Annotated in this window: 25 protein-coding genes and 1 tRNA gene; 11 read left to right on the top strand and 15 right to left on the bottom strand. The window is 73.3% G+C overall.

All coding sequences use genetic code 11. The features are described from left to right. Nucleotides 1-4: 4 nt before the first annotated feature. From tatC to EDF38_RS07805, 7 genes are all read right to left on the bottom strand, one after another. Nucleotides 5-760, bottom strand: coding sequence for a twin-arginine translocase subunit TatC (gene tatC / locus EDF38_RS07835; protein ID WP_123355102.1), 756 nt, complete (start codon nt 758-760; stop codon nt 5-7). Nucleotides 761-835: 75 nt separating this feature from the next. Next, nucleotides 836-1,096 (bottom strand): twin-arginine translocase TatA/TatE family subunit, encoded by a 261-nt coding sequence (gene tatA, locus EDF38_RS07830; RefSeq protein WP_123354719.1) that lies wholly within the window; start codon nt 1,094-1,096, stop codon nt 836-838. A 113-nt stretch (nt 1,097-1,209) separates the two neighbouring features. After that, on the bottom strand, nt 1,210-2,184 hold the full coding sequence (locus tag EDF38_RS07825) for a YafY family protein (protein ID WP_123354718.1): 975 nt from the start codon (nt 2,182-2,184) through the stop codon (nt 1,210-1,212). After that, complete coding sequence (locus tag EDF38_RS07820) at nt 2,181-3,185, bottom strand: YafY family protein (protein WP_123354717.1); 1,005 nt, start codon at nt 3,183-3,185, stop codon at nt 2,181-2,183. The genes EDF38_RS07825 and EDF38_RS07820 overlap by 4 nt, the downstream gene beginning before the upstream one ends. A gap of 84 nt (nt 3,186-3,269) precedes the next feature. Then, nucleotides 3,270-4,199: a hypothetical protein gene (locus tag EDF38_RS07815; protein WP_123354716.1), complete on the bottom strand. Its 930-nt coding sequence runs from the start codon at nt 4,197-4,199 to the stop codon at nt 3,270-3,272. Between the two features lie 72 nt (nt 4,200-4,271). Next, the gene (locus EDF38_RS07810) at nt 4,272-5,342 is read right to left on the bottom strand and encodes a tRNA (adenine-N1)-methyltransferase (RefSeq protein ID WP_123354715.1); all 1,071 of its coding nucleotides are present in this window, start codon (nt 5,340-5,342) and stop codon (nt 4,272-4,274) included. 77 nt (nt 5,343-5,419) lie between these two features. Further along, nucleotides 5,420-6,112: an HAD family phosphatase gene (locus tag EDF38_RS07805; protein WP_233572296.1), complete on the bottom strand. Its 693-nt coding sequence runs from the start codon at nt 6,110-6,112 to the stop codon at nt 5,420-5,422. Between the two features lie 128 nt (nt 6,113-6,240). Here EDF38_RS07805 and EDF38_RS07800 point away from each other — a divergent pair, with 128 nt between their 5' ends. Beyond that, nucleotides 6,241-7,152, top strand: coding sequence for a proteasome assembly chaperone family protein (locus tag EDF38_RS07800; RefSeq protein ID WP_123354714.1), 912 nt, complete (start codon nt 6,241-6,243; stop codon nt 7,150-7,152). A gap of 39 nt (nt 7,153-7,191) precedes the next feature. On the opposite strand, the gene EDF38_RS07795 is transcribed toward EDF38_RS07800, so the two are convergent. From EDF38_RS07795 to EDF38_RS07775, 5 genes are all read right to left on the bottom strand, one after another. Further along, complete coding sequence (locus tag EDF38_RS07795; protein WP_123354713.1) at nt 7,192-7,926, bottom strand: response regulator transcription factor; 735 nt, start codon at nt 7,924-7,926, stop codon at nt 7,192-7,194. A 70-nt stretch (nt 7,927-7,996) separates the two neighbouring features. After that, on the bottom strand, nt 7,997-9,355 hold the full coding sequence (locus tag EDF38_RS07790; protein WP_123354712.1) for a sensor histidine kinase: 1,359 nt from the start codon (nt 9,353-9,355) through the stop codon (nt 7,997-7,999). Between the two features lie 135 nt (nt 9,356-9,490). Then, on the bottom strand, nt 9,491-10,750 hold the full coding sequence (mshC, locus tag EDF38_RS07785) for a cysteine--1-D-myo-inosityl 2-amino-2-deoxy-alpha-D-glucopyranoside ligase (protein WP_123354711.1): 1,260 nt from the start codon (nt 10,748-10,750) through the stop codon (nt 9,491-9,493). Then, nucleotides 10,747-11,589: an undecaprenyl-diphosphate phosphatase gene (locus tag EDF38_RS07780; protein ID WP_123354710.1), complete on the bottom strand. Its 843-nt coding sequence runs from the start codon at nt 11,587-11,589 to the stop codon at nt 10,747-10,749. Before EDF38_RS07780 ends, mshC begins: the two co-directional genes overlap by 4 nt. A gap of 28 nt (nt 11,590-11,617) precedes the next feature. Beyond that, nucleotides 11,618-12,949, bottom strand: a complete 1,332-nt coding sequence (locus tag EDF38_RS07775; RefSeq protein ID WP_123354709.1) for a M20/M25/M40 family metallo-hydrolase — start codon at nt 12,947-12,949, stop codon at nt 11,618-11,620. A gap of 97 nt (nt 12,950-13,046) precedes the next feature. Here EDF38_RS07775 and EDF38_RS07770 point away from each other — a divergent pair. The 4 genes from EDF38_RS07770 to EDF38_RS07755 all read left to right on the top strand — a co-directional run bounded on the left by EDF38_RS07770 (nt 13,047) and on the right by EDF38_RS07755 (nt 16,057). Further along, nucleotides 13,047-13,131 (top strand) — tRNA-Leu (locus EDF38_RS07770). Between the two features lie 158 nt (nt 13,132-13,289). Then, nucleotides 13,290-14,267: an aldo/keto reductase gene (locus EDF38_RS07765; RefSeq protein WP_123354708.1), complete on the top strand. Its 978-nt coding sequence runs from the start codon at nt 13,290-13,292 to the stop codon at nt 14,265-14,267. A gap of 83 nt (nt 14,268-14,350) precedes the next feature. After that, a complete protein-coding gene (locus tag EDF38_RS07760) occupies nt 14,351-14,572 on the top strand; it encodes a hypothetical protein (protein WP_123354707.1) in 222 nt (73 codons plus the stop codon). 153 nt (nt 14,573-14,725) lie between these two features. Then, nucleotides 14,726-16,057, top strand: a complete 1,332-nt coding sequence (locus tag EDF38_RS07755; protein WP_123354706.1) for an NAD(P)/FAD-dependent oxidoreductase — start codon at nt 14,726-14,728, stop codon at nt 16,055-16,057. A gap of 91 nt (nt 16,058-16,148) precedes the next feature. On the opposite strand, the gene EDF38_RS07750 is transcribed toward EDF38_RS07755, so the two are convergent. Beyond that, nucleotides 16,149-17,435: an MFS transporter gene (locus EDF38_RS07750; protein WP_123354705.1), complete on the bottom strand. Its 1,287-nt coding sequence runs from the start codon at nt 17,433-17,435 to the stop codon at nt 16,149-16,151. Between the two features lie 80 nt (nt 17,436-17,515). Here EDF38_RS07750 and EDF38_RS07745 point away from each other — a divergent pair, with 80 nt between their 5' ends. From EDF38_RS07745 to EDF38_RS07720, 6 genes are all read left to right on the top strand, one after another. Then, entirely contained in the window at nt 17,516-18,904 is a 1,389-nt protein-coding gene (locus tag EDF38_RS07745; protein ID WP_123354704.1) for an LLM class flavin-dependent oxidoreductase, read from the top strand. 284 nt (nt 18,905-19,188) lie between these two features. Further along, nucleotides 19,189-19,839, top strand: a complete 651-nt coding sequence (locus EDF38_RS07740) for an ABC transporter permease (protein WP_123354703.1) — start codon at nt 19,189-19,191, stop codon at nt 19,837-19,839. Then, entirely contained in the window at nt 19,826-21,088 is a 1,263-nt protein-coding gene (locus EDF38_RS07735) for an ABC transporter ATP-binding protein (protein WP_123354702.1), read from the top strand. The genes EDF38_RS07740 and EDF38_RS07735 overlap by 14 nt, the downstream gene beginning before the upstream one ends. Before the next feature lie 134 nt (nt 21,089-21,222). Beyond that, nucleotides 21,223-21,921, top strand: a complete 699-nt coding sequence (locus EDF38_RS07730) for an ABC transporter permease (protein WP_199734665.1) — start codon at nt 21,223-21,225, stop codon at nt 21,919-21,921. Further along, nucleotides 21,921-22,937, top strand: coding sequence for a glycine betaine ABC transporter substrate-binding protein (locus tag EDF38_RS07725; RefSeq protein ID WP_123354700.1), 1,017 nt, complete (start codon nt 21,921-21,923; stop codon nt 22,935-22,937). The genes EDF38_RS07730 and EDF38_RS07725 overlap by 1 nt, the downstream gene beginning before the upstream one ends. Nucleotides 22,938-23,040: 103 nt before the next feature. Then, nucleotides 23,041-23,586, top strand: coding sequence for a hypothetical protein (locus EDF38_RS07720; RefSeq protein WP_123354699.1), 546 nt, complete (start codon nt 23,041-23,043; stop codon nt 23,584-23,586). Here the strand turns inward: EDF38_RS07720 and EDF38_RS07715 are convergent. Further along, nucleotides 23,532-23,789, bottom strand: coding sequence for a hypothetical protein (locus EDF38_RS07715; protein WP_123354698.1), 258 nt, complete (start codon nt 23,787-23,789; stop codon nt 23,532-23,534). The genes EDF38_RS07720 and EDF38_RS07715 overlap by 55 nt on opposite strands. A gap of 94 nt (nt 23,790-23,883) precedes the next feature. Further along, nucleotides 23,884-24,720, bottom strand: a complete 837-nt coding sequence (locus EDF38_RS07710; RefSeq protein ID WP_123355100.1) for an MSMEG_6728 family protein — start codon at nt 24,718-24,720, stop codon at nt 23,884-23,886. Nucleotides 24,721-24,750: the final 30 nt, after the last annotated feature.

Here is a 24,750-nt window from a genome sequence, read left to right as displayed (position 1 = left end):
GAGGTCACTTCCCGGCGAGCTCGGCGTCGAGGGCGGCGACCCGCTTGGCGACCTGGCGGTCGTGCAGCCACGCGACGCCGGCCGCGGCGAAGTACAGGATGATCATCGGGATCGCCAGCAGGAACATCGAGAAGACGTCGGCGGCGGGCGTGGCGATGGCCGTGAAGAGGGCGATGAGGAGGATGGCGACCCGCCAGCCCTTGATGATGCCGACTGCCGAGATGACCCCGACGAAGTTGAGCAGCACGAGGAAGACGGGCAGCACGAACGCGATGCCGACCGCGAGGATGAGCTTCAGCACGAAGTCGAAGTACTGCTTCGCGTCGATGATCGCCGCGTCCTCCGTCGAGACGAAGCCGGTGAGCACCTCGACGATGTGCGGAAGCACGAAGTAGCCGCTCGCGCAGCCCAGCAGGAAGAGCGGGATGGCCGAACCGATGAAGCTCGCCGCGTAGACCTTCTCCTTGCGGACCAGCGCGGGCACGATGAAGGCCCACACCTGGTAGAGCCACACGGGGCTCGACAAGATGACGCCGACCGTGACGGCGATCTGGATGCGGAGGTCGAAGCTGCCGGCGATCGTCGGGTAGTTCAGGGTCGCGGCCGTGCCCCGCGCCTCGGCCATCGCGGTGATGGGGTCACGCAGCACGTCGAGGACGTAGGTCGACAGGAAGAAGCCGGCGACGCTCGCCAGGATCAGGGCGAGAGCAGACCGGAACAGCCTCTTGCGCAGCTCGACGAGGTGCTGTCCCAGCGACATGCGACCGTCGGCCGAGCGCTGCCGCGGCGTGCGCCCGCCCTCGTCCGTGCCACGAGTCGTCGTCGTGGCCACGCGTCAGTTCTTCGGCGGGAGGTCGTCGCCGTAGGTGGGACGGGCGGTGCGGGTGTCGGCGGCCGGTCGAGCGGTGTCGTCGCCCGAGGAGCGTCGGACGGCGTCGTCGCCGTCGGTCTTCTTCTCGTCGCCGATCTCGGTCTTGAAGATGCGCATCGACTGGGCGATGCTCTTCGCGAGAGCAGGCAGCTTGGGGGCGCCGAACAACAGCAGGATGATCGCCAGGATGATGATCAGGTGCCAACCGGTGAGGTTTCCGAGCATGAGGGTCTCCTAGCGTTGCAGGGAAGCTCCAGTGTAACCCGACCGCCCCTCCGCTCCCTCGGCGGAGCCTGAGGCGAGCCCCTGGGCGCACCCCGGAGGGCCTGGCGATCGTCTCAGTCGGCGTAGTTCTGGGCGGCGCGGTCGGCCCACTCCGCCACGGCGCGGCGTGCCGCGGGCGGCGCGACCACGCAGGCGCGCCCCGGCAGTCCCGCCACGAGGCGCACGACCGTGCTGATCTGCTCGACGCGGAGCGACAGGCGCGTGCGGTCGCCGGCCACCGGCTCGACGTCGACGGGCGACCAGTCGTCGAGCAGCGGCGCGGCAGCTGCGTCGATCTCGACGGTCACGACGACGTCGTCGGGCGAGCCCGAGAACAGGGTCTCGGGCAGCGCGACGTCGGCGGCGCGGTGGGCGATCGGCGTCGCCGAGAGGGCCGGGGACGTGATGCGGTCGACGCGGAAGGTGCGCAGCGCCTCGCGAGCGTGGTCCCACGCGCGGAGGTACCAGTCGGCGTCCTGCGACTCGACGCGCAGCGGGTCGACGCGTCGGCGCTCCTGCTGCCCGCGCGCGCCGGCGTAGTCGAACTCGAGCTGGACGCCCTGCTCCACGGCCCGGCCGACGAGGGCCAGCACGCCGTCGGTCTCGTTCTGGTCGACCGCCACCTGGCTCGGCTCGGCCGAGGCCCCCCTCGACAGCTTCGACATCAGCGACGCCACGGCGCTGCGGTCGGCGTGCTCGGGCAGCGACGAGAGGTACTGCAGCCCGGCGATGAGGGCGGCCGCCTCGCGCGCCGAGAAGCGGGGCGACTCGTCGATGGCGACCAGGTTGGTGAGCTGGATGACGTCGTTCTGCTCGAAGTCGTCCCAGGCGATGTCGAAGAGGTCGCCGTGCTGGTACTGGTTGGTCTCCCCCGGCACGCCCGAGACGGCGATGAGCTCCACCGCGCGTCGGATCTGCGCCACGCTCACCCCGAAGTGCTCGGCCGCCGCGGCGACGCCGACCCGCTCGTTGTCGATGAGCCACGGCACGAGGGCGAGCAGCAGCGCGAGCTTGTCGGTCGCCTGGGGCGCGGGGCGGCGGTCGGTCACGCGGCCTCCCCCGAATGGTCGGCGGCGAGTCGACGGAGGCGCGCGAGGACGAGGTCGCGGAGGCCCTGCGGCTCGAGGACGGTCACCTCGGGACCGAACGACGAGAGCTCCTCGGCGAGCACCTGCTGGTCGGAGTAGTGCACCGCCAGCACGTCGTCCCCCCGCGCCTCTGTGCCTCGACGCTTCGACAGGCGGACCTCGGCGTCGGAGGCCTCGACGACGCGCACGAGCGCCGTGTTCGAGCGCCGGAGCGCCTCGAGGCCCGCGAGCACCGACTCGGCGGTCGCGTCGGCCGGGCGCTCGAACGGCCTCGTCGTCACCTGGACCGGGCCGACGACGCGCGACAGGAGGAAGTTCTTGCGCGAGCCCGTGTCGGGCTCGACGGCGGCGACGACCCAGCGGCCCTGGTGCTGGACCAGCGCGAACGGCGCGAGCTCGCGCCTCCTCGGCTCGGCGTCGCCCGGCTTGAGGTAGTCGAAACGCACCACGACCCCGCGGTCGAGGGCGGTGCGGAGGGGCTCGAAGGCGGCGTCGCGGGACCGGATGCGCGGGGCGTACTCGAGCTCGGGCACGCTCGCGGCGCCCCCGAGCGAGCGGAGCTTGAGCAGCGCCCGGCGCGACTCGCCGGAGAGGGTGCCCTCGCGCCACACCATGGCGGCGAGCGTCAGCAGCGCGGTCTCCTCCGGCGAGAACGAGATGTCGAGGGGCAGCTCGTAGCTGCCGCGGGGGATGCGGTAGCGCAGCAGCTGGTTGTTGCCGGACGCTGCGGGGTCGTCGAGCGTCTCGAGGGGCACGCCGAGCTCGCGGATGTCGTCCTTGTCGCGCTCGAACTGGCGCTCGAGGGCGACGTTGTCGCCGGCGGTGTCGTAGCGCTGGCGATAGCCCTGGACTGTCGAGAGGATCTCGGACTTCGTCAGGCCGACGTCCGTCGCGAGGAGGGCGAGGACCAGGCTGAACAGCCGCTCTTCGACGGGGATCCTCGGGGCGCGGGAGGTCGGCACGTCGACGATCCTAGGACACGCCGACGACGCGCCGACGCGCCGCCGGGAGCGGCCCCGTGGCCGGACTCGGGGTCGGGGCGGCGGTCAGAGCGCGCCCAGGACGTCGAAGACGTAGACGTAGGTCTGCTGCCCGGTGGTCTCGGACGCGGGAATGACCGTCATGACCTGCGAGCCGACGCGCTGGCCGACGAGCGCCGACTTGACCTCGGCGGGGAGGTCGTCGGCCGAGAGGGCCACGGTCGTCGCCGTGCCGCCGTTCGTCCAGGTGGAGGCGGCGACGGTGGACGGGTCGGCCCAGGTCGTGGCCGTGAACTGCACCACGGCCGTGTCGTCGGCGGTCAGCTCGGGGCCGGAGCCGGAGCGCACGAGGTGCGTCCGCTGCTCGGTCGGGGCGTCGGAGGCGGGCAGCGTGATGCCGGGGGCGCCGTCCGGCGCCGTGACGACGGCGGGCAGGCCGTTCTCGCCGGGCACGAGGCTGCCGTCGGCCTTCGCGAGGAACGCGCGCTTCACGTCGACGACGGCCACGTACGCGGCGTCGGGGTCGTCGTTCGGCTCGACCGCCGTGCCCTGCACCGAGGCCGACAGCTCGCTCGCCTTGACGGCGACGGCGAGGCGCGAGCCGACGGTCGAGCACTCCAGCGCGGCGGCCAGCGGCGCGAGGGCCGAGCCGCCCACGGTGATGGGGTTCTGCGTCGTGCCGTCGTAGCCGCTGTCCTCCACCTCGGCGCCGGTGGCGCCGTCGAAGAGGGTGTAGTCGATGACGACGGGCGTGCCGTCGACGATCCGCTGGCCGTCGCCCTCGATCAGCGTCGAGACCTGGGTCTCGGTGGTGACGATGGGGCTCGGGACGCGGACCTCGGGCTTCTCGCCGAAGGCGCCGGTGGCGGTCACGACGGAGGCGGCGTCGCCCGTCGGCGGGCAGCCCGCCGAACCCGGGCCGGACTCCGACGCGCACGCGGTCAGCGAGGCCAGGAGCCCGACGGTCACGACGAGGGCGGGGAGGGTGCGGCGCACGGGTCTTCCTTCGGTCGGTGCGGCCGGGGCCGCAGGGCGCGACCGCAGGGTCGCAGGTGATCCGGGACGAGCTTAGCGGCCGTCGTCGGTCGGCTCGGACGTGCCGGGCGCGGCGTCGGGCGCCGGGCGCGCGGCGCCCGCGGCGTCGGCCTCGATCGCCTCGGTGGCGGCCACCGCGGCGGTCGCGGCCGTGCGGGCCTGCCGGGCCGTCTTGCGGAGCTTCTTGTCGCTCGCCGACCGGTCGCCGAGCGCGCCCGGGGTCCACAGCTCGACGTCCTCGTCGGAGTAGTCGGACTTCGACGGGCGGCGCTTGAGCTGCGGCAGCACGGCGCCCGGCGCGAGCCGCCGCGCGGTGATGAGGAAGCCGGTGTGGCCGATCATGCGGTGGTCGGGGCGGACGGCGAGGCCCTCGACGTGCCAGCCGCGCACGAGGGTCTCGGACGAGTCGGGCTCGGTGAACGCCCCGGAGGCGCGGAGGGCCTCCGCCACCCGCGACAGCTGGGTCGCCGTGGCGACGTAGCAGATGACGAGCCCGCCGGGCTTGAGCGCCGCCGCGGTCGCGTCCACGCACTCCCACGGGGCCAGCATGTCGAGCACGACGCGGTCGACGGTGTCGTCGGGCATGACGCCGGGCAGGCTCTCGACGAGGTCGCCCACGGTGACGGTCCAGTTCTGCGGCTCGGCGCCGAAGAAGCTGACGACGTTGCCCTCGGCGACGTCGGCGAACTCCTGCCGGCGCTCGAACGACGCCAGCCGGCCCTCGGGCCCGATCGCCCGGAGCAGCCAGAGCGAGAGGGCGCCGGAGCCGACGCCGGCCTCGACGACGGTCGCGCCCGGGAAGATGTCGGCCTGCGCGACGATCTGCGCGGCGTCCTTGGGGTAGACGATGGCGGCGCCCCGGGGCATCGACATGACGAAGTCGCTGAGCAGCGGCCGGAGCGCCAGGTACTCGTCGCCCGTCGTGCTGGCGACGACGGAGCCGTCGGGCAGGTCGACCAGGTCGTCGTGCGCGATCATGCCGCGGTGGGTGTGGAACACGGCGCCCGGGGTGAGCACGACGGTGTTCATCTTGCCCTTGGGGCCCGTGAGCTGGACCTTGTCGCCCACGACGAACGGGCCGGACTGTCGGCGGGTGGCGGTCATCTTCGGTGCTGCTCTCGATCGGTCGCCCGGCGCGGGGCAGGACGGTGGTGTCGCGGCGGGGCCGCGGGAGGGGGCGGTCAGGAGTCGGTGGCCGGCTGCTCGCGCAGGCGGCGTCCCGCGGCGTGCAGCTCGCGGAGGTCGGCGAGGGTGGTGCCGACCAAGGTCGTGCGTCGGACGTAGCCGGCGTCGTCGGCCAGGGGCGCGGCGTGCTCGACGCCGAGCGCGACGGCGCCCGAGGCCATCGCCGAGGCGAGGCCGGGGACGCTGTCCTCGATGGCCACGCAGTCGGGCGCGGAGACGCCGAGGAGCTCGGCGCCGCGGAGGTACGCCTCGGGGTGCGGCTTGCTGTGCTCGACCTCGTCGCCCGCGACGATCACGTCGAAGGCGGGGAAGTCGATCGCATCGACCATGAAGTCGGCCATGCGGCGGATCGACATCGTGACGAGAGCCGTCGGCACGCCCTCCCGGCGCAGCTCGGAGAGGAGCTCTCGCGCACCGGGCCGCCACGGGAGGTGATCCGCGCACTGCTCGAGCACCTGCGTGGTGAGGACGTCGATGATCTCGTCCTCGCCGAGCTCGACCCCGTGCTGCTGCAGCACGCGGGAGGAGTGCCACAGGCCCGAGCCGATGAGCGTGTCGCCCTCGGCCTTGGTCCAGGTGCCGCCGTACGACTCGACCAGGGCGACCTGGGAGCGGAACCAGTACGGCTCGGTGTCGACGAGGGTTCCGTCCATGTCCCAGAGGACGGCGGCAGGCAGCAGTTCGGTCACGACGGAGGAGTCTACGGGAGGGGCGTCCGGCACCGGGTCGGCCACCGCCTCCCCCGGCGCCGGGATCGGTCTATCGTTGACGACCAGATGCCGGGGCCACGACGCCCGGATCGGATGAGGACCAACGGGTGACTGGATCGACCGACTTCGCGACGGGACGGCTGCTCGTCGTCGCCTTCGAGGGCTGGAACGACGCGGGCGAGGCCGCCAGCGGCGTCGCCCGCAGCCTCGTCGAGACCCTCGGGCTCGAGGCGGTGGCCGAGCTCGACGGCGAGCGGTACATCGACTACCAGTTCACGCGTCCGCAGGTCGGCCACGACGAGGAGGGCGAGCGCACGCTCGTCTGGCCCCGGATCCAGCTGCACGCGGCGCCCGACACCTCGACGGGCCTCGACCCGGCGACGGCCGACGGCAGCGAGGTGCTCGTGCTGCTCGGCGCCGAGCCCTCCCGCAGCTGGCGCAGCTTCTCGGCCGAGATCGTCGACCTCGTCGACGTGCACGACGTCACGGCCGTGGTCTTCCTCGGCGCCATGCTCGCCGACGTGCCGCACACGCGTCCCATCTCGGTCTTCACGAGCAGCGACAACGCGGAGGTGCGTGCCGAGCTGAGCCTGGAGCGCAGCACCTACGAGGGGCCGGTCGGCATCCTCTCGGTGCTCGGCGACGCCCTCGAGACCGCCGGGGTCCCCACCCTCGCGATCTGGGCCTCCGTGCCGCACTACGTGCACAACGCCCCGTCGCCCAAGGCGACCCTGGCCCTCATCGAGAAGCTCGACGAGGTCGCCGGCGTCAGCGTGCCGCGCGGCGACCTCGAGGCCGAGTCGGCCGCCTGGGAGCAGGGCGTCGACGCCCTCGCGGCGGACGACGACGACATGGCGGGCTACATCGAGCAGCTCGAGCAGGCCCGCGACACGGTCGACTCCCCCGAGGCGAGCGGCGAGGCCATCGCGCAGGAGTTCGAGAAGTACCTCCGCCGGGGCGACGGCAAGAACGGCGGCGCCGGTCGGCCGGACGAGCCGGGCTACCCGCCCGTCGTCTGACCCCCGGACCGGTCGTGGGCGGCCCCGGCGATCGGCCGGTCAGGCCGGGTCCGCTCCCGGCACGACGACCCCGTTCTCGTACGCGAACACGACGGCGGCAGTCCGGTCGCGCAGCTCGAGCTTGCCGAGCACGTTCGAGACGTGCGTCTTGACCGTCGCCTCGCCGAGGTAGAGGGCGCGGGCGATCTCGGCGTTCGAGGCCCCGCCGGCGAGCTGGTCGAGCACCTCGCGCTCCCGCTCGGTGAGGAGCCTGAGCCGCGGGCTCGGCACGAGGACGGGCCGGGCGGGGTCGGCCAGGGCCCGCGCGACGACCGTGCGGGTCAGCTCGGGCGCGAGCAGGGCGTCCCCCCGGTGCACGACGGCGACGGCGTCGATCAGGTCCTCCGGGCCGGCCGTCTTGAGCAGGAAGCCGCTCGCCCCCGCCCGCAGGGCCGCGAAGAGGTACTCGCCGCGGCCGAAGGTGGTGAGCACGAGCACGGCGGGCCCGCCGTCGGGCGACTCGGCGAGGATGCGTCGCGTGGCCTCGAGCCCGTCGACGCCCGGCATCTCGATGTCCATGACGACGACGTCGGGCCGGGTCGTCCGCGCGAGCTCGACCGCGGCGGCCCCGTCGCCGGCCTCGCCGACGACCTCGAGGCCCACGGCCGACTCGAGGATGATGCGGAACCCCGCCCGCACGAGCTCCTGGTCGTCGACGAGGAGGACGCGGACGGTGCGGTCGCCGGCCCGGGAGGCCTCGTGCTGCGCGCGGGAGTCGGGGCTGGTGTGGTGCATGGCTACCTCGGTGGTCGTCGTTCGGTGGTGGGGGTCAGGGGCGTGCCGTTGTCGTGCGGCCCCCGTCGGATCAGCGCGGCCGGGGCTCGAGGTCGCCGACGGAGCGCCAGGGCGCCGCGCCCTCGTCGGACCGGGACCGTGAGCGGGTCACCGGCAGGACGGCGCGGACGCGGTAGCCCCCGCGCGGCAGGGGCCCCACCTGCAGGACGCCGCCGTGCAGGTCGACGCGCTCGCGCATGCCGCGCTGGCCGAGGCCCGCTCCCGTCGTGCCGGTCGCCGGGGCGGTCGACGTCGCCGGGGCCCCGCGTCCGTCGTCGGACACCTCGAGCTCGACCGCGCGGTCGCGGTACCGGAGGCTGACGACGGCCGTCGAGGCGGCGGCGTGCTTGAGGGTGTTCGTGAGGGCCTCCTGGGCGACGCGGTAAACCGTCACGCCGACGCTGTCGGGCACGTCGCAGGCGGATCCCTCGACGCTGAGGCGCACGTCGAGCCCGAGGCGACGGGTGTCGGCCACGAGCTGAGGGAGGGCCGCCGGTCCGCTCGGCGGCGGCGACTCGACGTGGTCGCGGGCCCGGAGCACGCTGAGGAGGCGCTCCAGCTCGTCGATGGTCGTCCGGGCGGTGCTCTCGACGGCCGCGAGGGCCCCGCGGGCGATCTCGGGTCGGTCGAGGGTGCGCCGGGCGGCACCGGCCTGGATGCCGATGACCGCCACGTGGTGCGCGACGACGTCGTGCAGCTCGCGGGCGATGCGGGTGCGCTCCTCGCCGATCGCCTGGTCGGCGACGATCTCCTGTGCGGCGCGCAGGTCGACCCCGGCGCGTTCGAGGGCGTGGAGGCGCGCGGCCGACACCCGGGACGACCGTCCGAAGTACACGGCCGAGACGAAGAAGATGCCGTTGAAGACGACCACGTACGCGATGGAGGCGGCCGTCGCGCCGGTGTCGCCGCCGTCGGCGGCCTGGTCTCCCGCGACCTCGCCGGCCACGCTGACCGCGAGCCACGCGAAGACCACGGCGGTGACGACGACGCTCGCGACGAGGGCCGTGCGCCGGGAGCGACCCCAGGCGTTGGCGGTGTAGATGACGAGGAAGACGGCCAACGACGGCGCGAGCCCGTCGGGGTAGCCGCGCAGCTCGCTGCCGACGACGGCGAGGCTGACGACGACCATGACGGCCACGGGCCAGCGGCGACGGAGGGCCACCGGTGCCGTGAGGGCCAGCAGCCAGGCCGCGGACTCGACGGGTCCCGTGACGCCGCCGTCGAGCGACCGCATGACGACCGAGGAGAGGAGCCAGGTCAGGGCGCCGAGCGCGAGCAGCCCGGCGGCGATCCAGGCGTCGGTCCTGACGTCGCGCCGCGTCGGCGGGCTGCGTCGCCATGCGGCCTCGTCGTCGCTGTCGCGGGGCGGGCACGGGGCGTCGACGGTCATCCGCCCCAGTATGTCAGAGCCTCGTACGTCGCGAGCTTTCGTCACCGGCGCGGCGGACCGACCGTTCCGCCCGGCCCTCGACGAACCTCGACGGAGACTCCGATCGGTGTCCGACCTCGCCGGCCGGGCGCGGCCTCAGGCGCGGAGGTCGACCCCGAGCAGGGCCTGGACCGCGTCGACGTCGACCGGGTCGGCCGGTGCGCCCGACGCCACGGCGGCGTCGACCGCGGTGAGCGCGGCCGGGACGTCGAGGTCGTCGGCCAGCGCGGCCCGCACCGCGACGAGCAGGGCGGTGGGGGTCGTGGCCCGCTCCGCGCCTCCGGCGGTGGCGGCCCAGGCGACCCACCGCGCGAGCCGCGCCTCGGCGGCGACGAGGTCGGCCTCGAACCACTCGCGGTCGGCGCGGTAGTGGTGCGTGCCGAGGGCGAGGCGGACGGCGCGCGGGTCGCGCCCGGCGGCCACGAGCTCGCTGACCTTGACGAGGTTGCCGAGCGACTTGCTCATCTTCTCGCCCTGGTAGCCGACCATGCCGGCGTGCGCCCAGAGGTCGGCGTAGTCGCCGCCCGTCAGGGCCGTGCCGTGCGCGGCGCTCATCTCGTGGTGCGGGAAGACGAGGTCGATCCCGCCGCCGTTGACGGTGATCGGCGACGCCAGGTGCTGCTGCGCGATGACGGTGCACTCGATGTGCCAGCCGGGACGTCCGGCGCCGAGCACCGAGGTCCAGGAGGGCTCTCCGTCGCGGGCGGCGCGCCAGAGGAGCGGGTCGAGCGGGTCGCGTTTGCCCTCGCGCCCGGGGTCTCCCCCGCGCTCGGCGAAGAAGCGGGCCATCGTCTCCGCGTCGTAGCGGCTCTCGAGGCCGAGGTGCCAGCTCGTGTCGCGCTCGGCCGCGCGCACGTCGAAGTAGACGTCGTCGCCGTCGGACGAGGAGGAGGTGGGCACCCGGTAGGCCACGCCCCGGTCGACGAGGTGGGCGACCGCCTCGGCGACCTCGGGCACGACGTCCGTGACCGCGACGTAGTGGTCGGGCGGCAGGACCGCGAGGTGCTCCATGTCGCTGCGGAAGAGGTCGGTCTGCGACGCCGCGAGCTCGCGCCAGTCGACGCCCGTCGCCGTCGCGCGCTCGAGGAGCGGGTCGTCGACGTCGGTCGTGTTCTGCGCGTAGGTCACCCGCACGCCCGCGTCGAGCCAGGCCCGCACGAGGCTGTCGAAGGCGAGGTAGGTCGCGGCGTGGCCGAGGTGGGTCGCGTCGTACGGGGTGATGCCGCAGACGTACAGCGAGGCGGCCCCGTCGACGGGCCGGGTCGGACGCAGCGAGTCGGTCGCCGTGTCGTGGAGCGCCGGGACCGGGCCGGTGCCCGGCAGGGTCGGGACGGCGGGGCGCGACCACGACCTCACGCGGCCACCACGCCCGTCGCGAGGAGGACGAGCAGCACGACGCCCAGCACGAGGCGGTAGGCCACGAACGGCAGGAAGCTGCGGCGCGAGATGTAGTTCATGAAGAAGGCGATGACGACGAAGCCGACGACGAAGGCCACGACCGTCGCGGCCAGGGTCTCGCCGAGCGAGTAGGGGCCGGGGTCGCTGAAGCTCTGGACGAGCTCGAACAGGCCGCTGCCGAAGACGGCGGGCACGGCGAGCAGGAACGAGAACCGCGCCGCGGCCGGCCGGGTGTAGCCGAGCGAGAGGGCGGCGGTCGTCGTCGCGCCCGAGCGCGAGACGCCGGGGACGAGGGCGAGCACCTGCGCGACGCCGACGGCGATGCCGTGACCGTAGGTCATCTCCTCGAAGCGCTGCTGCTTCTTGCCCAGGCGGTCGGCGAGCCCGAGCAGCAAGCCGAAGACGATGAGCACGATCGCGACGATCCAGAGAGAGCGGAAGACGGAGCGGATCTGCTCCTGCGCGAGGTACCCCACGACGACGATCGGCACGGTCCCGATGATGACGAGCCAGCCCATGCGGACGTCGGGGTCGGTGCGCGGGATCTTCCCGGTGACGCCCCGGAACCACTTCGAGACGATGCGGGTGATGTCGCGACGGAAGTAGATGAGCACCGCCAGCTCGGTGCCGAGCTGCGTGATGGCGGTGAAGGTGGCGCCGGGATCGAACTCCGCCGCGCTGCCGGGCTCGGAGAAGAAGAGGCCGACGAGCCGCAGGTGCGCGCTCGACGAGATGGGGAGGAACTCCGTGAGGCCCTGGACGAGGCCGAGCAGGAGTGCCTGGAGGAGATGCTCCACGCGGGGGGACCCTTCTGGTGCGGGGTGTCTAGTACGTCGCCAACAGGTCCCTGAGGACGCGACTCCCGAAGGATAGTGCGTCGAGCGGCACCCGCTCGTCGACCCCGTGGAACATCGCCGGGAAGTCCATGCCCTCGTCGAGGCGCAGCGGCGCGAAGCCGTACCCGGCGATGCCGAGCAGGCTGAGGGCCTTGTTGTCGGTGCCGCCCGAGAGCAGGTACGGCAGCACCGGCGCCCCCGGGTCGTGCCGGTCGAGGGTCGCCGTGATGGCCTCGACGAGCGGTCCGGAGAACGGCGTCTCGAGCCCGATGTCGGTGTGCACGGTCTCGATCTCGACGTCGTCGCCGATCAGCTCGCGCACCTCGGCGAGCACCGCCGCTTCCTCTCCGGGCATGCAGCGGATGTCGACGAGGGCCTCGGCGGTGTCGGGCACCACGTTGTGCTTGTAGCCGGCCGTCAGCATCGTCGGGTTCGTCGTCGTGCGGAGGGAGCCGCGGATGAAGCCCTTCGCCGAGCCGGTGCGCAGCACGAGCTCGTCGGGCGCGACCTGGGTGACGTCGACGTCGAGGATGCGCGCCACCTCGCCGAGGAGCGCCGTCGTCGTGTCGGTCAGCGCGATGGGCCACTGCTGCCGCCCGAGCACGGCGACGGCCTCGGCGAGTCGGGTGACGGCGTTCGCCTCGATCATCTGCGAGCCGTGCCCGGCGGTGCCGCGGGCCCGCAGCCGGATCCAGATGAGGGCCTTCTCCCCGGTCTGGAGGAGGTACGCGCGGCGCCCGTCGATGAACGTCGAGTAGCCGCCGACCTCGCTGATCGCCTCGGTGGCGCCCTCGAAGAGCTCGGGGTGCTCCTTCACGAGGAAGTGCGAGCCCAGCACTCCCCCGGCTTCCTCGTCGGCGAGGAACCCGACGACGAGGTCACGGGCGGGACGCTCGCCGGCACGGAGGATCTCGCCGAGCGACGAGAGCATCATCGCGTCCATGTTCTTCATGTCGACCGCGCCGCGGCCCCAGAGCATCCCGTCCTTCACGACGCCGGCGAACGGGTCGACCGACCAGTTGGCTGGGTCGGCCGGCACGACGTCGAGGTGACCGTGCACGACGAGCCCGGGCTTCGTGCGGTCGGCGCCCTCGACGCGGGCGACGACGCTCACCCGGCCCGGCTCGGACTCGAACAGCTGGGGGGCGAGCCCGAGGTCGCGCAGCTTGCCGGCGACGTACTCGGCGGCCTCGGCCTCGCCCGCCGAGCGCCCCCCGCCGTGGTTGGACGTGTCGAAGCGGATGAGGTCGCGGGCGATGGTGGCCGTCTCGTCGAGCTCCGGCTCGTGGCCGGCGCCGGTCTGTGCGGGGGTCGTCGTCATGGGCCCACGCTACCCGGCGTCGCGTCGTGACCCGTGGTCATGAGGCCCCTCGATCCCGTGCTAATGTTTCGTGGTCGGCTTCGGCAGGCACCATCCAGTCCGGGTGGCGGAAATGGCAGACGCGCTAGCTTGAGGTGCTAGTGCCCGTATAGGGCGTGGGGGTTCAAGTCCCCCCTCGGACACCGATCCTCGGATCATGACATTGGTTGAGACAGTGTCGACGAAGGGCCTCGCTCACGCGGGGCCTTTCGTGTTCCCCGGCCCGCGCCTCCCGCGCTCGTGCTCGGTGCCGTCGGCGGCGGTCTACTCTCCGGAGGACCACCACCGGAAGGACGAACACATGGAGTACACCCGCCTCGGCGACAGCGGCCTGCAGGTCTCGCGGATCATCCTCGGCTGCATGAGCTTCGGGGTGCCGGACCGCGGCGCCCACGAATGGACGCTCACCGAGGAGCAGTCGCGACCGTTCCTCGAGAAGGCCCTCGAGGCCGGCGTCACCACCTTCGACACCGCCGACGTCTACAGCGACGGCACCAGCGAGGAGATCGTCGGGCGGGCCCTCGGCGATCTCGCCCGTCGTGAGGAGGTCGTCATCGCGACGAAGGTCAACGGACGGATGCGCCCCGGGCCCAACGGCGCCGGACTGTCGAGGGCGCACGTCATGGACTCCATCGACGCGAGCCTGCGCCGCCTCGGCACCGACCACGTCGACCTCTACCAGATCCATCGGTGGGACCCGGAGACCCCGATCGCCGAGACCATGGAGGCGCTGCACGACGTCGTCAAGGCCGGCAAGGCCCGCTACATCGGTGCCTCGAGCATGTGGGCCTGGCAGTTCGCGAAGGCCCAGTCGACCGCCGACCTCGGCGGCTGGACCCGGTTCGTGTCGATGCAGGACCAGTACAGCCTCGTCCAGCGCGAGGAGGAGCGGGAGATGCACCCGCTCTGCCTGGACCAGGGCATCGGCGTGATCCCGTGGTCGCCCCTCGCCCGTGGCAAGCTCACCCGCGACTGGGACGCGACGACGGCCCGGACCGAGACCGACCGCTTCGGGCAGACGCTCTACAAGCAGCAGGAGGAGGGCGACCGCCGGGTGGCCGCCGCCGTCGCGCGCGTCGCGGAGGCGCGGGGCGTCTCCCGGGCGCAGGTCGCGCTCGCCTGGGTGCGGCAGCAGGAGGCCGTGTCGGCGCCGATCGTGGGCGCCACGAAGATGCAGCACCTCGACGACGCCGTCGCCTCGGTCGACCTCTGGCTCGACGACGAGGAGCTCGACGCGCTGGAGTCGCCGTACGTGACCCGGGAGAACGAGGGCTTCTGACCCCCGCGGCCCGCCGCGCGCCTAGTGTGAGCGGCACGCGGGGCGAGGACGCACCGCGACCTGACAGAACGGAGGGCCTCGACATGGGCACCGAGCACCACGGCGACGCGACGGAGCACACCCACCACGAGCACGACGAGGACGGCGTGCACGTCACGACCGACGAGACGCGCAGCACCTCGTCCGAGAAGGACGGCGCGTACGTCGACAGCGACATCCCCGAGGACGGCTCGACCGCCGGCGGACCGCACGACGGCGAGGCCGACGGCAAGTTCACCGACTCGGACATCCCGGGCGACCGCTGACCGCTGCCTGCCCCGCCGACCCGCCCCGCGCCTCCTCACGGACCGCGGGGCGGCGTCGTCCCGGGCGCCGCGGCGGCGGCGGCGGATCACGCGCCGGAGTCGTCGCGGGCGTCGCCCCCGGGGTACGGTCGACGGAGGGAGGACTACATCCACATGACACAGCGCATCGTTATTCTCGGCGGCGGTTCCGCCGGGCTCACCACCGCTCTCGCACTGCAGCGGCGTCGACCGCCGCAGAGCGCCAGCATCACCCTGGTCGACCAGGCCCCGTACTTCACCTACCAGCCGTTCCTGCCCGAGGTGGCAGGCGGTCACATCGCCCCGCGCGACGTCACCGTGCCCCTGCGCAAGACGCTGAAGAAGACCAAGGTCGTCGAGGCGGCCGTGACCGGCCTCGACTCGACGGCGAAGACCGTCCAGGTGACGACGGCCGACGGCGAGGTGAGCGACATCGCCTACGACCAGCTCGTCGTCGCGCTCGGCGCCGTCACCCGCACCTTCCCGACGCCCGGCCTCGCCGAGAACGGCGTCGGCTTCAAGAGCGTGGAGGAGGCGCAGTACGTCCGTGACCGCATCCTCGGCAACATCGCCGAGGCCGCGAGCGTCACCGACCCGGCCACGCGTCGTCGCCTCATGACCGTCGTCTTCGTCGGCGGCGGCTACACGGGCGTCGAGGCGATGGCGGAGCTCGACGACGCGGCCAAGGCCGCGGTCGACGAGTACCCCACCCTGTCGCGCGACGAGCTCCGGTTCGTGCTGGTCGAGGCCCTCGATCGCGTGGCGCCCGAGGTCGGGCCCGAGCTGTCCAAGTGGACCCTCGGCCACCTCCGCGGCCGCGGCATCGACATCCGCCTCAAGACCACGATGCCCTCGTGCGTCGACGGCGACGTCGTGCTGAGCGACGGCGAGACCATCCCCGCGGGCACGATCGTCTGGACGGCCGGCGTCAAGCCGAACCCCGTCCTCGGCGACATGGGCCTGCCGCTCGGGCCGAAGGGCCACGTCAACGTGCGGGCCACCCTGCAGGTCGAGTCCGAGGACGGCACGCCCCTCGACGGCGTCTGGGCCCTCGGCGACGGCGCACAGGTGCCCGACCTCACGGCCGAGAAGCAGCCGGCGTACTACCCGCCGAACGCGCAGAACGCCGTCCGCCAGGCCGTCACCGTCGCGGACAACGTCATCGCGACGCTGTCGGGCGCCCCGGTGACGGAGTACCGCCACGAGTCGGTCGGCACCGTCGCGAGCTTCGGCATCGCCAAGGGCGCCGCCAACCTCAAGGGCGTCCAGCTGAAGAACCTCCCGGCCTGGCTGGCGCACCGCGGGTACCACCTGTACGCGATGCCCACGCTGAACCGTCGTTGGCGCATCCTCACCGGCTGGATCACGAACTTCGTCGGCGGTCGCGACCAGACGCCGATGGTCGGCATGAGCGACCCGCGCGCCGGGTTCCTCAAGGTGACGCCGAAGGTCGACGCCACGAAGTAAGCAGCGCAGGCACCTGACGAGGAGGCGCGTCCCGGGCGACGGGGCGCGCCTCCTCGTGCGTCCGGCGGCCGCGCCGTCCGGCGACCCGGGCTCAGGAGGCGCGGGCCCGCTCCCGGGGGATGCGCACGGCCGCCAGCGAGGCCGCCGCGAGCAGGGCGGCCGCGACGCCGAAGGCCACGCCGTAGGAGAACGAGTCGACGAGGAGGCCCGCCACCAGGGGGCCGGCGATCGCCCCGACGTCGGAGCACATGGAGAAGATCGCCACCGGGCGTCCGCCGCGGGCACCCGCCGCGTCGCCGACCAGGGCGGCCGGGGCCGTGCCCATGAACGCCGTGGCGACGCCGTAGACCGCGAGCAGCGCCCCGAGGACGACCACGTGCGGCGCGAAGGGGACGGCGGCGAGCGACACCGCGGCCACGGCGAACGAGCCGATCACCGCGGGGCGGCGGCCCACGCGGTCGACGTAGCGCGACGCCGGCGCGAGCGCCACGGTCTGGGCGACCGCCGCGACGGCGAAGAGGATGCCGGTCCAGGCCGTCGGGCCGCGCAGCACCTCGACGACGAGCACCGGCACGAGTGCGCTCCGGACGCCGAGCGACGACCAGCCCTGCGCGAAGGACGCGACGCAGGCGGCGCGGAACCGCACGTCGCGGAGCACCTCGCGGAGCGGCGTCGGGGGCTCCCCGGTCACGGCGGCCTCACGGCCGCCGGGGCGGAGGAGCACCACGCCCACGAGTCCTGCGACCGCGAGCGTCGCGGCGTAGAAGAAGAAGGGCGCGGTGAGCGAGACGGTCGAGAGCACGCCGCCGATCGCCGGCCCGGCCATGCCGCCGACGAGGAAGCCCCCCTGGTAGAAGCCGATCGAGCGCGCGCGCCGGTGGGGCGGCGTCGACGCGAGCAGGAGGGTCATGGCCGAGATGGTGAACATCGCCGAGCCGATCCCACCGAGGCCGCGGAGCAGCAGCAGCTGCGGGTAGTCGGCCGCGACGCCCGCCAGCCCGCTCGACAGCGCGACGATGCCGATGCCTGCCCCGAGGACGACCCGCTCGCCCGCGAGGTCGATCATCCGGCCGACGAAGGGGCTCGCCACGAGGCGCATGAGGGCGAAGGCCGACAGCACCGCGCCGACGAGCACGTGGTCGACGCCGAAGCTCTGCGCGTAGACGGGCAGCACGGGCACGACGACCCCGAAGCCGACCATGACGAAGAAGGCGACCACGCCGAGCACGAGCACGTCGCGCCCGAGACGCTCACGACCGGTGACCACCGCGGCGACGGCCTCGGCGGGCGGCGTGCCGGCGGAGCCGTCCGCGGTCTGGCCGGGCGCGCCGACGGGCTGGGACCCGACGGACTGGTCGGGGACGTCGTCGGCGGGCATCCCCCCAGGGTACGTCCGCCGTGTGACGTCGTGTTGCGCCCCGCAGGCGGCGCCGGGCCCGATGGACGACCATCGAGGCCATGACACGACGCATCCGGTTCAACGCCTTCGACATGAACTGCGTGGGGCACCAGTCCCCCGGCCTGTGGCGCCACCCCGACGACCGCTCGCCCGACTACACGAAGCTGAGCTACTGGACCTCCCTGGCGCGCCTCCTCGAGGCCGGCCGCTTCGACGGGCTCTTCATCGCGGACGTCCTGGGCACGTACGACGTGTACGGGGGCAACCACGACGCGGCGCTGCGCAACGGGACGCAGACGCCCGTCGGCGACCCCGTGCTGCTCGTCTCGGCGATGGCGGCCGCGACCGAGCACCTCGGCTTCGGCATCACGGCCGGCACGGCCTACGAGCACCCCTACCCCTTCGCCCGGCGCATGTCGACGCTCGACCACCTGACCGACGGCCGCGTCGGCTGGAACGTCGTCACGGGCTACCTGCCGAGCGCCGCGCGCAACATGGGCGCCGACGACCAGCTCGACCACGACACGCGCTACGACCAGGCCGACGAGTACCTCGAGGTGCTCTACAAGCTGTGGGAGGGCTCGTGGGAGGACGACGCCGTCGTGCGCGACCGCGAGACCGGCGTCTTCACCGACCCGTCGAAGGTGCACGCCATCGGCCACGAGGGCACCTACTACAAGGTGCCGGGCATCCACGTCGCCGAGCCCAGCCCGCAGCGCACGCCCGTCATCTACCAGGCCGGCGCGTCCCCGCGCGGCATCGCGTTCGCGGCCGGCAACGCCGAGGCGATCTTCGTGGCGGCCCCGACGAAGGAGCGCCTCGCCGCGACCGTCGGCAAGCTGCGCGACGCCCTCGAGGCCGCGGGTCGCGACCGGTACTCGGCGCGGATCTACACGCTGCTGACCGTCATCACGGACGCGACGTCCGAGGGCGCCCAGGCCAAGCACGAGGAGTACAAGACGTACGCCTCGCACGAGGGCGCGCTGACCCTCATGTCGGGCTGGATGGGCGTCGACCTGTCGACGTACTCGCTCGACGACCCGGTCGGCGACGTCGAGAGCAACGCGATCCAGTCGGCGCTCGCGAACTTCCAGGCGCAGGAGGGCGTGAGCGGCAAGGAGTGGACCATCCGCGACATCGCCGAGGCCGCCGGCATCGGTGGGCTCGGACCGCGCATCGTCGGCAGCGGCGAGGAGATCGCCGACCAGCTGCAGGAATGGGTCGAGGAGACCGACGTCGACGGCTTCAACCTCGCCTACGCGATCACGCCCGGCACCTTCGAGGACATCGTCGAGCACGTCGTCCCCGTGCTCCAGGCGCGCGGTGCGTACCCGACCGAGTACGAGCCCGGCACCCTCCGCCAGAAGCTGTTCGGCCGTGGCGACCGGCTGCCCGAGGAGCACCACGGGTCGCGCTGGAAGATCGGGCAGGCCTCCCCCGCGGCCTGAGGCGCAGAGCCTGCGGGAGGCGCGGTGTGCGAGGTCGCGCACCGCGCCTCCCGCGTTCTCGCCCCGATCGTTACAGTCGGATCGTGGCGCGTCGGCAGATGTGCCCGTGACCGGCATTTCTCCGGCCGACGTTCGATAACGATCGGCCTGTCGACCCCCCCTTCTCATCACGACCACGATGACCACGTGGGCGTCACCCGTCGTTATGGTGGATCGCGTTTGCCCGGGACGACCGGGCAGCCGCGCTCCCCGGGGCGCGGACGACGACGACGAAAAGGGGCGACATGGCGTACGAGTACGTGGTCGACCGGTGGGACCAGATCTGGTTCGCCTCCTGGCAGCACTTCTCCCTCGTGGTGCAGTGCCTCGTGCTCGCGGTGGTGATCGCCGTCGGGCTGGCGGCGCTCGTCCACCGGGTGCCCGCGCTCAGCGCGCTCGCGAACGGGGTGTCGGCCGTCGGCCTGACGCTGCCGTCGTTCGCCGTCATCGGCCTGCTCATCGCCCCGGTCGGCTTCGGCGTGCTGCCGTCGGTCATCGTCGTGACGTTCTTCGCCACGCTGCCCATCCTCCGCAACGCGGTGGTCGGGCTCAGCGAGGTCGACGGAGCCGTCCTCGAGTCGGCCCGCGGCATCGGCATGGGCCCGCTGCGCACCTTCCTCCAGGTGCAGCTGCCGCTCGCGTGGCCGATCATCCTCACCGGGGTGCGCGTCAGCGCCCAGATGGTGATGGGCATCGCGGCCGTCACGGCCTACGCGCTGGGGCCCGGCCTCGGCGGCTTCATCTTCTCGGGCCTGTCCCGTCTCGGCGGCGCGAACGCGCTCGCCTCCGTGGTCACCGGGGTCGTCGGCGTCGTGCTGCTCGCCCTGGTCCTCGACCTCCTTCTCGTCGGCCTCGGCCGCCTGACCGTCTCGCGAGGCATCCATGTCCAGAACTGACACCCCCACCACGACCGACGCCGGCACGAGCGTCTCCGGCAAGAGCATCCTGCTCGACCAGGTGACCAAGCGCTACGCCGGGCAGTCCAAGCCCGCCGTCGACGGCATCACGCTCGAGATCCCGGCCGGCAAGATCGTCATGCTCGTCGGCCCCTCGGGCTGCGGCAAGACGACGACGCTGAAGATGATCAACCGTCTCATCGAGCCGTCGGAGGGCCGCATCGTCCTCGGCGACGACGACGTGACCAGCATCGACGGCGACGAGCTGCGCCGCCGGATCGGCTACGTCATCCAGGCCGGCGGGCTGTTCCCCCACCTGACCGTCGCGGCGAACATCGCCATCGTGCCGAAGATGCTCGGCTGGTCGAAGGACCGCATCGAGGCCCGCGTCGACGAGCTGCTCGAGCTCGTCTCGCTCGACCCCGACACCTACCGCGACCGCTTCCCCCGTGAGCTCTCCGGCGGCCAGCAGCAGCGCGTGGGCGTGGCGCGGGCCCTCGCGGCGGACCCGCCCGTGCTGCTGATGGACGAGCCCTTCGGCGCGGTCGACCCGATCACCCGCCAGCGCCTCCAGGACGAGCTGATCAACATCCAGCAGGAGCTCCAGAAGACCATCGTCATCGTCACCCACGACTTCGACGAGGCCGTCAAGCTCGGCGACTGGATCGTCATCTTCTCCGAGGGCGCCCACATCGTGCAGTACGACACCCCCGAACGGATCCTCGCGGAGCCCGCGAACGAGTTCGTCGAGAACTTCATCGGCTCGGGCGCTGGCCTCAAGCAGCTGACCCTCACCCGGGTCCGCGACGTCGACCTCGCCGAGGCCGTCGTCGCTCGCGAGGGCGAGCCCGCCCGCGACGTCCTCGCCCGCGTCGAGGCGACCGGCCACCAGCACGCCGTCGTGGTCGACGAGCGCGACCGGCCCGTCCGCTGGCCGTCGGTGCGGCAGCTGGGGCGCCTCGAGACCATCCCCGCCGGGGCCGACCCCGACCTGCCGGTCATCGGCAGCGCGGCGACCCTCAACGACGCGCTCGACACGATGCTCGTCTCGAGCGCCGGAGCGGCCCTCGTGACGGGTCGCCGCGACGCGTTCATCGGCGTCATCACGGTCGAGGTCGTCATGGACGCCATCACCCGCGCCCGCGAGGCGGCCGCCGCCGCCTCCGGCGACGCACCCGTCGGCACCAACACCGGTCCGCTCCCGGTGCTCGGTGCGCCGGACGACGCCGCCGACGGGAGCGCGGCGTGACCGCCGTCACGGAGGCGTCGGGCACGGCCCCGGCCCCCGGGGCTCCCGGCGACGGCACGGGCCGCGGCCCCCTCGCGGGTACCCGGCCGGCACGCGCGCACCGTCTCCGCCGTCCGGGCCTCGTCGGTCTCGTCGTGCAGCCCCTCGCGATCGCGGCCGCCCTCGGCGCGTTCGCGATCTGGCTCGCCACGGCCGACCTGACGGCCGGCGAGCGCACGACGCTCGACCCCGCCCGCATCCTCGACTACACCGGCGAGCACCTCGCGCTCACCTTCGCGTCGGCGGCGATCGTGCTCGTGATCGCGCTGCCCCTGGGAGTGGTGCTGACCCGGGCTCCCTTCCGCCGCGCCTCCGGCCCGATCCTCGCCGTCGCGAACTTCGGCCAGGCCGCGCCGGCCATCGGCCTCGTCGTGCTGCTGGCCTCGTGGCTCGGCTTCAGCTTCCGGGCCGCCGTGGTCGCGCTCGTGCTGTACGCGATCCTGCCCGTGCTCCGCAACACGATGATCGGACTGCAGAGCGTCGACGCGCGGCTCGTCGAGGCCGGCCGCGGGATGGGCATGTCGGCGACGGCAGTGCTCTTCCGCGTCGAGCTGCCGCTCGCCGTGCCCGTCATGCTCTCGGGCATCCGCACGGCCCTCGTGCTGCTCGTCGGCTCGGCCGCCCTCGCGACGTTCGTCGGGGCCGGCGGGCTCGGCCTGCTCATCACGACCGGCGTCAACCTGTTCCTGCCGAAGGTGCTCGTCTCCGGGGCCCTCCTCATCGCGCTGCTGGCGCTCCTCATCGACTGGCTCGGCCGCGTGGTCGAGCACGTCGCCCGACCGAAGGGCCTCTGATGCCGACCACCGCGACCTCCCGTCGTCGACTCCGCCGCGCCTCCGTCGCGGGGGTCGTCGCCGTCTCCACGACCGCCCTCCTCGCCGGCTGCGGCCTCCAGCCCGCCACGGCCTTCGTCCCGGCGGTGGCTCCGGGATCGATCACCGAGATCGAGGGACTGCCCGACGACGCCTCGCTCACCGTCACCGCGAAGAACTTCACCGAGCAGCTCGTGCTCGGCAAGATCGCCGTGCTGGCGGCGCAGGCGGCCGGCTTCGAGGTCACCGACATGACGAACGTGCCGGGCAGCGTCGCGGTCCGCCAGCTGATGCTCGACGGCGACGCCGACATGACGTACGAGTACACCGGCACGGCGTGGCTGACCTACCTCGGCGAGGCCTCCGGCATCCCGGACCAGGCCGAGCAGTACCGGGCCGTCCGCGACGCCGACGAGGCCAACGGCCTGACCTGGCTCGAGCCCGCGCCGCTCAACAACACGTACGCCATGGCCGTCCGCTCCGAGGCCGTGCCCGAGCTCGGCGACGTGGCGACCCTGTCGGACATCGCAGCGCTGCCGGTCGAGCAGCGCACCTTCTGCGTCGAGGCCGAGTTCAACTCGCGGGCCGACGGCTTCGCGCCCATGCTCGAGCGCTACGGCCTCGAGCTCGGCGCGGCCGACGGCGTGCCCACCGACAACGTGAGCATCCTCGACACGGGCACCGTGTACGAGGCCACCGACCGCGGCCGCTGCAACTTCGGCGAGGTGTTCACGACCGACGGGCGCATCGACTCGCTCGACCTGACGGTGCTCGACGACGACCAGGGCTTCTTCCCCGCCTACAACGCCGCGCCGGTCTTCTCGACGGCGACGCTCGAGGAGTACCCCGAGCTCGCCGGGGTCTACGACCAGATCTCGCCGGCCCTGACCGACGACGAGCTGCGGACGCTCAACCGCCGGGTCGACGTCGAGGGCCAGGAGCCCGCGGACGTCGCCTTCGCCTGGATGGTCGAGCAGGGCTTCGTCACGGCCCCCTGAGCCACGGCCGTCGATCCCTCCCCAGGACGCCCCCACCGCCTCGGCGTGGGGGCGTCCTGTGGATCGTCGACGACGGGGAGGCGCAGCTCGGCACCCTGGAGCCATGACCGTCACCGACACCCTCGCCCCCGAGCTCCACCGCCCGCTCCGCACCGACGACGACCTCCTCGTGCTCCTCGACCACTTCTTCCCGGTCGCCATCCGTCGCCAGCTCTGGACCCTGTTCCTCGACGCCGACGACGTGGCGCTGCCGATCGTCGTCCCGGTCGAGGGCATCCCGCTCGTGCCCGACCCGGCGGCGCTCTCGAACTGGGGCGAGGCCGTCGAGGCGATCGCCGACGAGTTCCGGGCCGCGTCGGTCGTGTTCGTCGTCGAACGGACCGGCAGCGCGTCGTCGCGTCGCTCCGACCGCGCGTGGCACGCCGCGCTCAGCCGGCTGGGCGACGACCGCGAGTTCGCCGTCCGGGCCGTCGTGGGCTGCACCGACGAGGGCATCGGGCCGCTGACGACGGACCGGCCGTTCCCGGCGCCGCCTGGCCCGGGGGCGGCGCCCGACGCGCCGCCCTCGGCGCTCGACGCGGCGCCCGGGTCATCTCAGGCCTCGCCGAGCCGCCGCGCCGTGTCGGCGTCGCCGGTCTCGGTGCGCTGACCCCGGTCGCGGTCGAGGTGGCGCCACCAGGCCGTCTCGGCCTGGTCAGGCGACGTGTGGACGCCCAGCGTCTCGCGCTCGTCGGCGTCGAGGGCCCAGCTCTCGAGCCGGAACCCGGAGCCGAAGGCCTCCACCACCGCCTCCGCCGGCGCGTCGGGTGCGGCGCGGACGATCCACCGGGTGTCGTCGGCGCGGTCGAGCATGCGTCGATCGTACGCGGGACACGACGGCCCGGCGGTCGCGCAGTCGTCGGGTCGTCTGGTCGTCCGGTCGCGCAGTCGCGTGGTGGTGCGGCGATCAGCCGAGGTCGAGCGGGAAGATCGACCGGGGGTCCTGCGCGAGAGCCGGCCACGGCAGGTCGGCCCGGGTGATCTCGTCGGTGCCGAAGACCACGTGGCGCAGCAGCACGGGCGCCCGGTCGTCGTCCATCGCCGCGACGACGTCGCCATGCACGATCCCCCGGGCGAAGGCCGAGCCGTCGCGCGAGGGCACGAGCACCGTCTCGCCGTCCCGGACGGCTGCCACGGCCTCCAGCTGACGTTGCCAGGCGGGCCCCGTGCGTCCGCGCGGCGACGACTCGGGCAGCGTGACCACCCCGGCGTCGAGCCACTCCTCCCGCTGGGCCGCCGTCGACGCGCGCAGCACCCACGCTCGATGCTGGGCGGCGAGGGCGGTGTCGTCGCTCGGCCGGGGCAGGGTCGGATCGGGGGCGGGCCAGACGTACTCGAGGTCGTCCGGGGCGTCGGGGAAGAGCGGGCGGTAGTGCTCCGGCTCCTTCTGCACGAGCTTCGAGCGGTGGCTCAGGTGCAGGGCCTCGTCGCCCCACCAGGCGGGCAACGGGAGGTCGTCCAGGTCGGCGGCCTCCACCCCCGGCGCGAACTCGGCGATCTGCGGCCGCACCGTGTCGGCGTGGCCCCGCGCGAGCCACTCGTCGGTGACGGCCAGCGAGTAGGCGGTGAGGGCCTCCCGGTGACCGCGCCACATGCCGACCGCCGGGTGGCTCTGCCAGCCGTAGGAGGGCAGCGTCACGGCCCGCAGCACCTGCAGCGCCTCCACGCGCTGCTTGCCGAGCCTGGCCTGGTCGAGGCTGACCGCCGTCTCGTGGAGGTCCGGGTACGGGAGGAACGTCTGCACGCCCCACACGGTAGGCGCGCGACGGCGACC

Source organism: Frigoribacterium sp. PhB160 (assembly GCF_003751785.1).
Classification (GTDB): domain Bacteria; phylum Actinomycetota; class Actinomycetes; order Actinomycetales; family Microbacteriaceae; genus Frigoribacterium.
Note: the sequence above shows the minus strand (reverse complement) of the source record. Positions and strands in the feature narration are given on the sequence as shown.

Coding starts and splice junctions, on each gene's coding strand:
- tatC (WP_123355102.1), bottom strand. CDS start 760: ATGTCGCTGGGACAGCACCTCGTCGAGCTGCGCAAGAGGCTGTTCCGG.
- tatA (WP_123354719.1), bottom strand. CDS start 1,096: ATGCTCGGAAACCTCACCGGTTGGCACCTGATCATCATCCTGGCGATC.
- EDF38_RS07810 (WP_123354715.1), bottom strand. CDS start 5,342: ATGACCGCCACCCGCCGACAGTCCGGCCCGTTCGTCGTGGGCGACAAG.
- EDF38_RS07795 (WP_123354713.1), bottom strand. CDS start 7,926: ATGCACCACACCAGCCCCGACTCCCGCGCGCAGCACGAGGCCTCCCGG.
- EDF38_RS07790 (WP_123354712.1), bottom strand. CDS start 9,355: ATGACCGTCGACGCCCCGTGCCCGCCCCGCGACAGCGACGACGAGGCC.
- EDF38_RS07775 (WP_123354709.1), bottom strand. CDS start 12,949: ATGACGACGACCCCCGCACAGACCGGCGCCGGCCACGAGCCGGAGCTC.
- EDF38_RS07765 (WP_123354708.1), top strand. CDS start 13,290: ATGGAGTACACCCGCCTCGGCGACAGCGGCCTGCAGGTCTCGCGGATC.
- EDF38_RS07760 (WP_123354707.1), top strand. CDS start 14,351: ATGGGCACCGAGCACCACGGCGACGCGACGGAGCACACCCACCACGAG.
- EDF38_RS07755 (WP_123354706.1), top strand. CDS start 14,726: ATGACACAGCGCATCGTTATTCTCGGCGGCGGTTCCGCCGGGCTCACC.
- EDF38_RS07750 (WP_123354705.1), bottom strand. CDS start 17,435: ATGCCCGCCGACGACGTCCCCGACCAGTCCGTCGGGTCCCAGCCCGTC.
- EDF38_RS07745 (WP_123354704.1), top strand. CDS start 17,516: ATGACACGACGCATCCGGTTCAACGCCTTCGACATGAACTGCGTGGGG.
- EDF38_RS07740 (WP_123354703.1), top strand. CDS start 19,189: ATGGCGTACGAGTACGTGGTCGACCGGTGGGACCAGATCTGGTTCGCC.
- EDF38_RS07735 (WP_123354702.1), top strand. CDS start 19,826: ATGTCCAGAACTGACACCCCCACCACGACCGACGCCGGCACGAGCGTC.
- EDF38_RS07725 (WP_123354700.1), top strand. CDS start 21,921: ATGCCGACCACCGCGACCTCCCGTCGTCGACTCCGCCGCGCCTCCGTC.
- EDF38_RS07720 (WP_123354699.1), top strand. CDS start 23,041: ATGACCGTCACCGACACCCTCGCCCCCGAGCTCCACCGCCCGCTCCGC.
- EDF38_RS07715 (WP_123354698.1), bottom strand. CDS start 23,789: ATGCTCGACCGCGCCGACGACACCCGGTGGATCGTCCGCGCCGCACCC.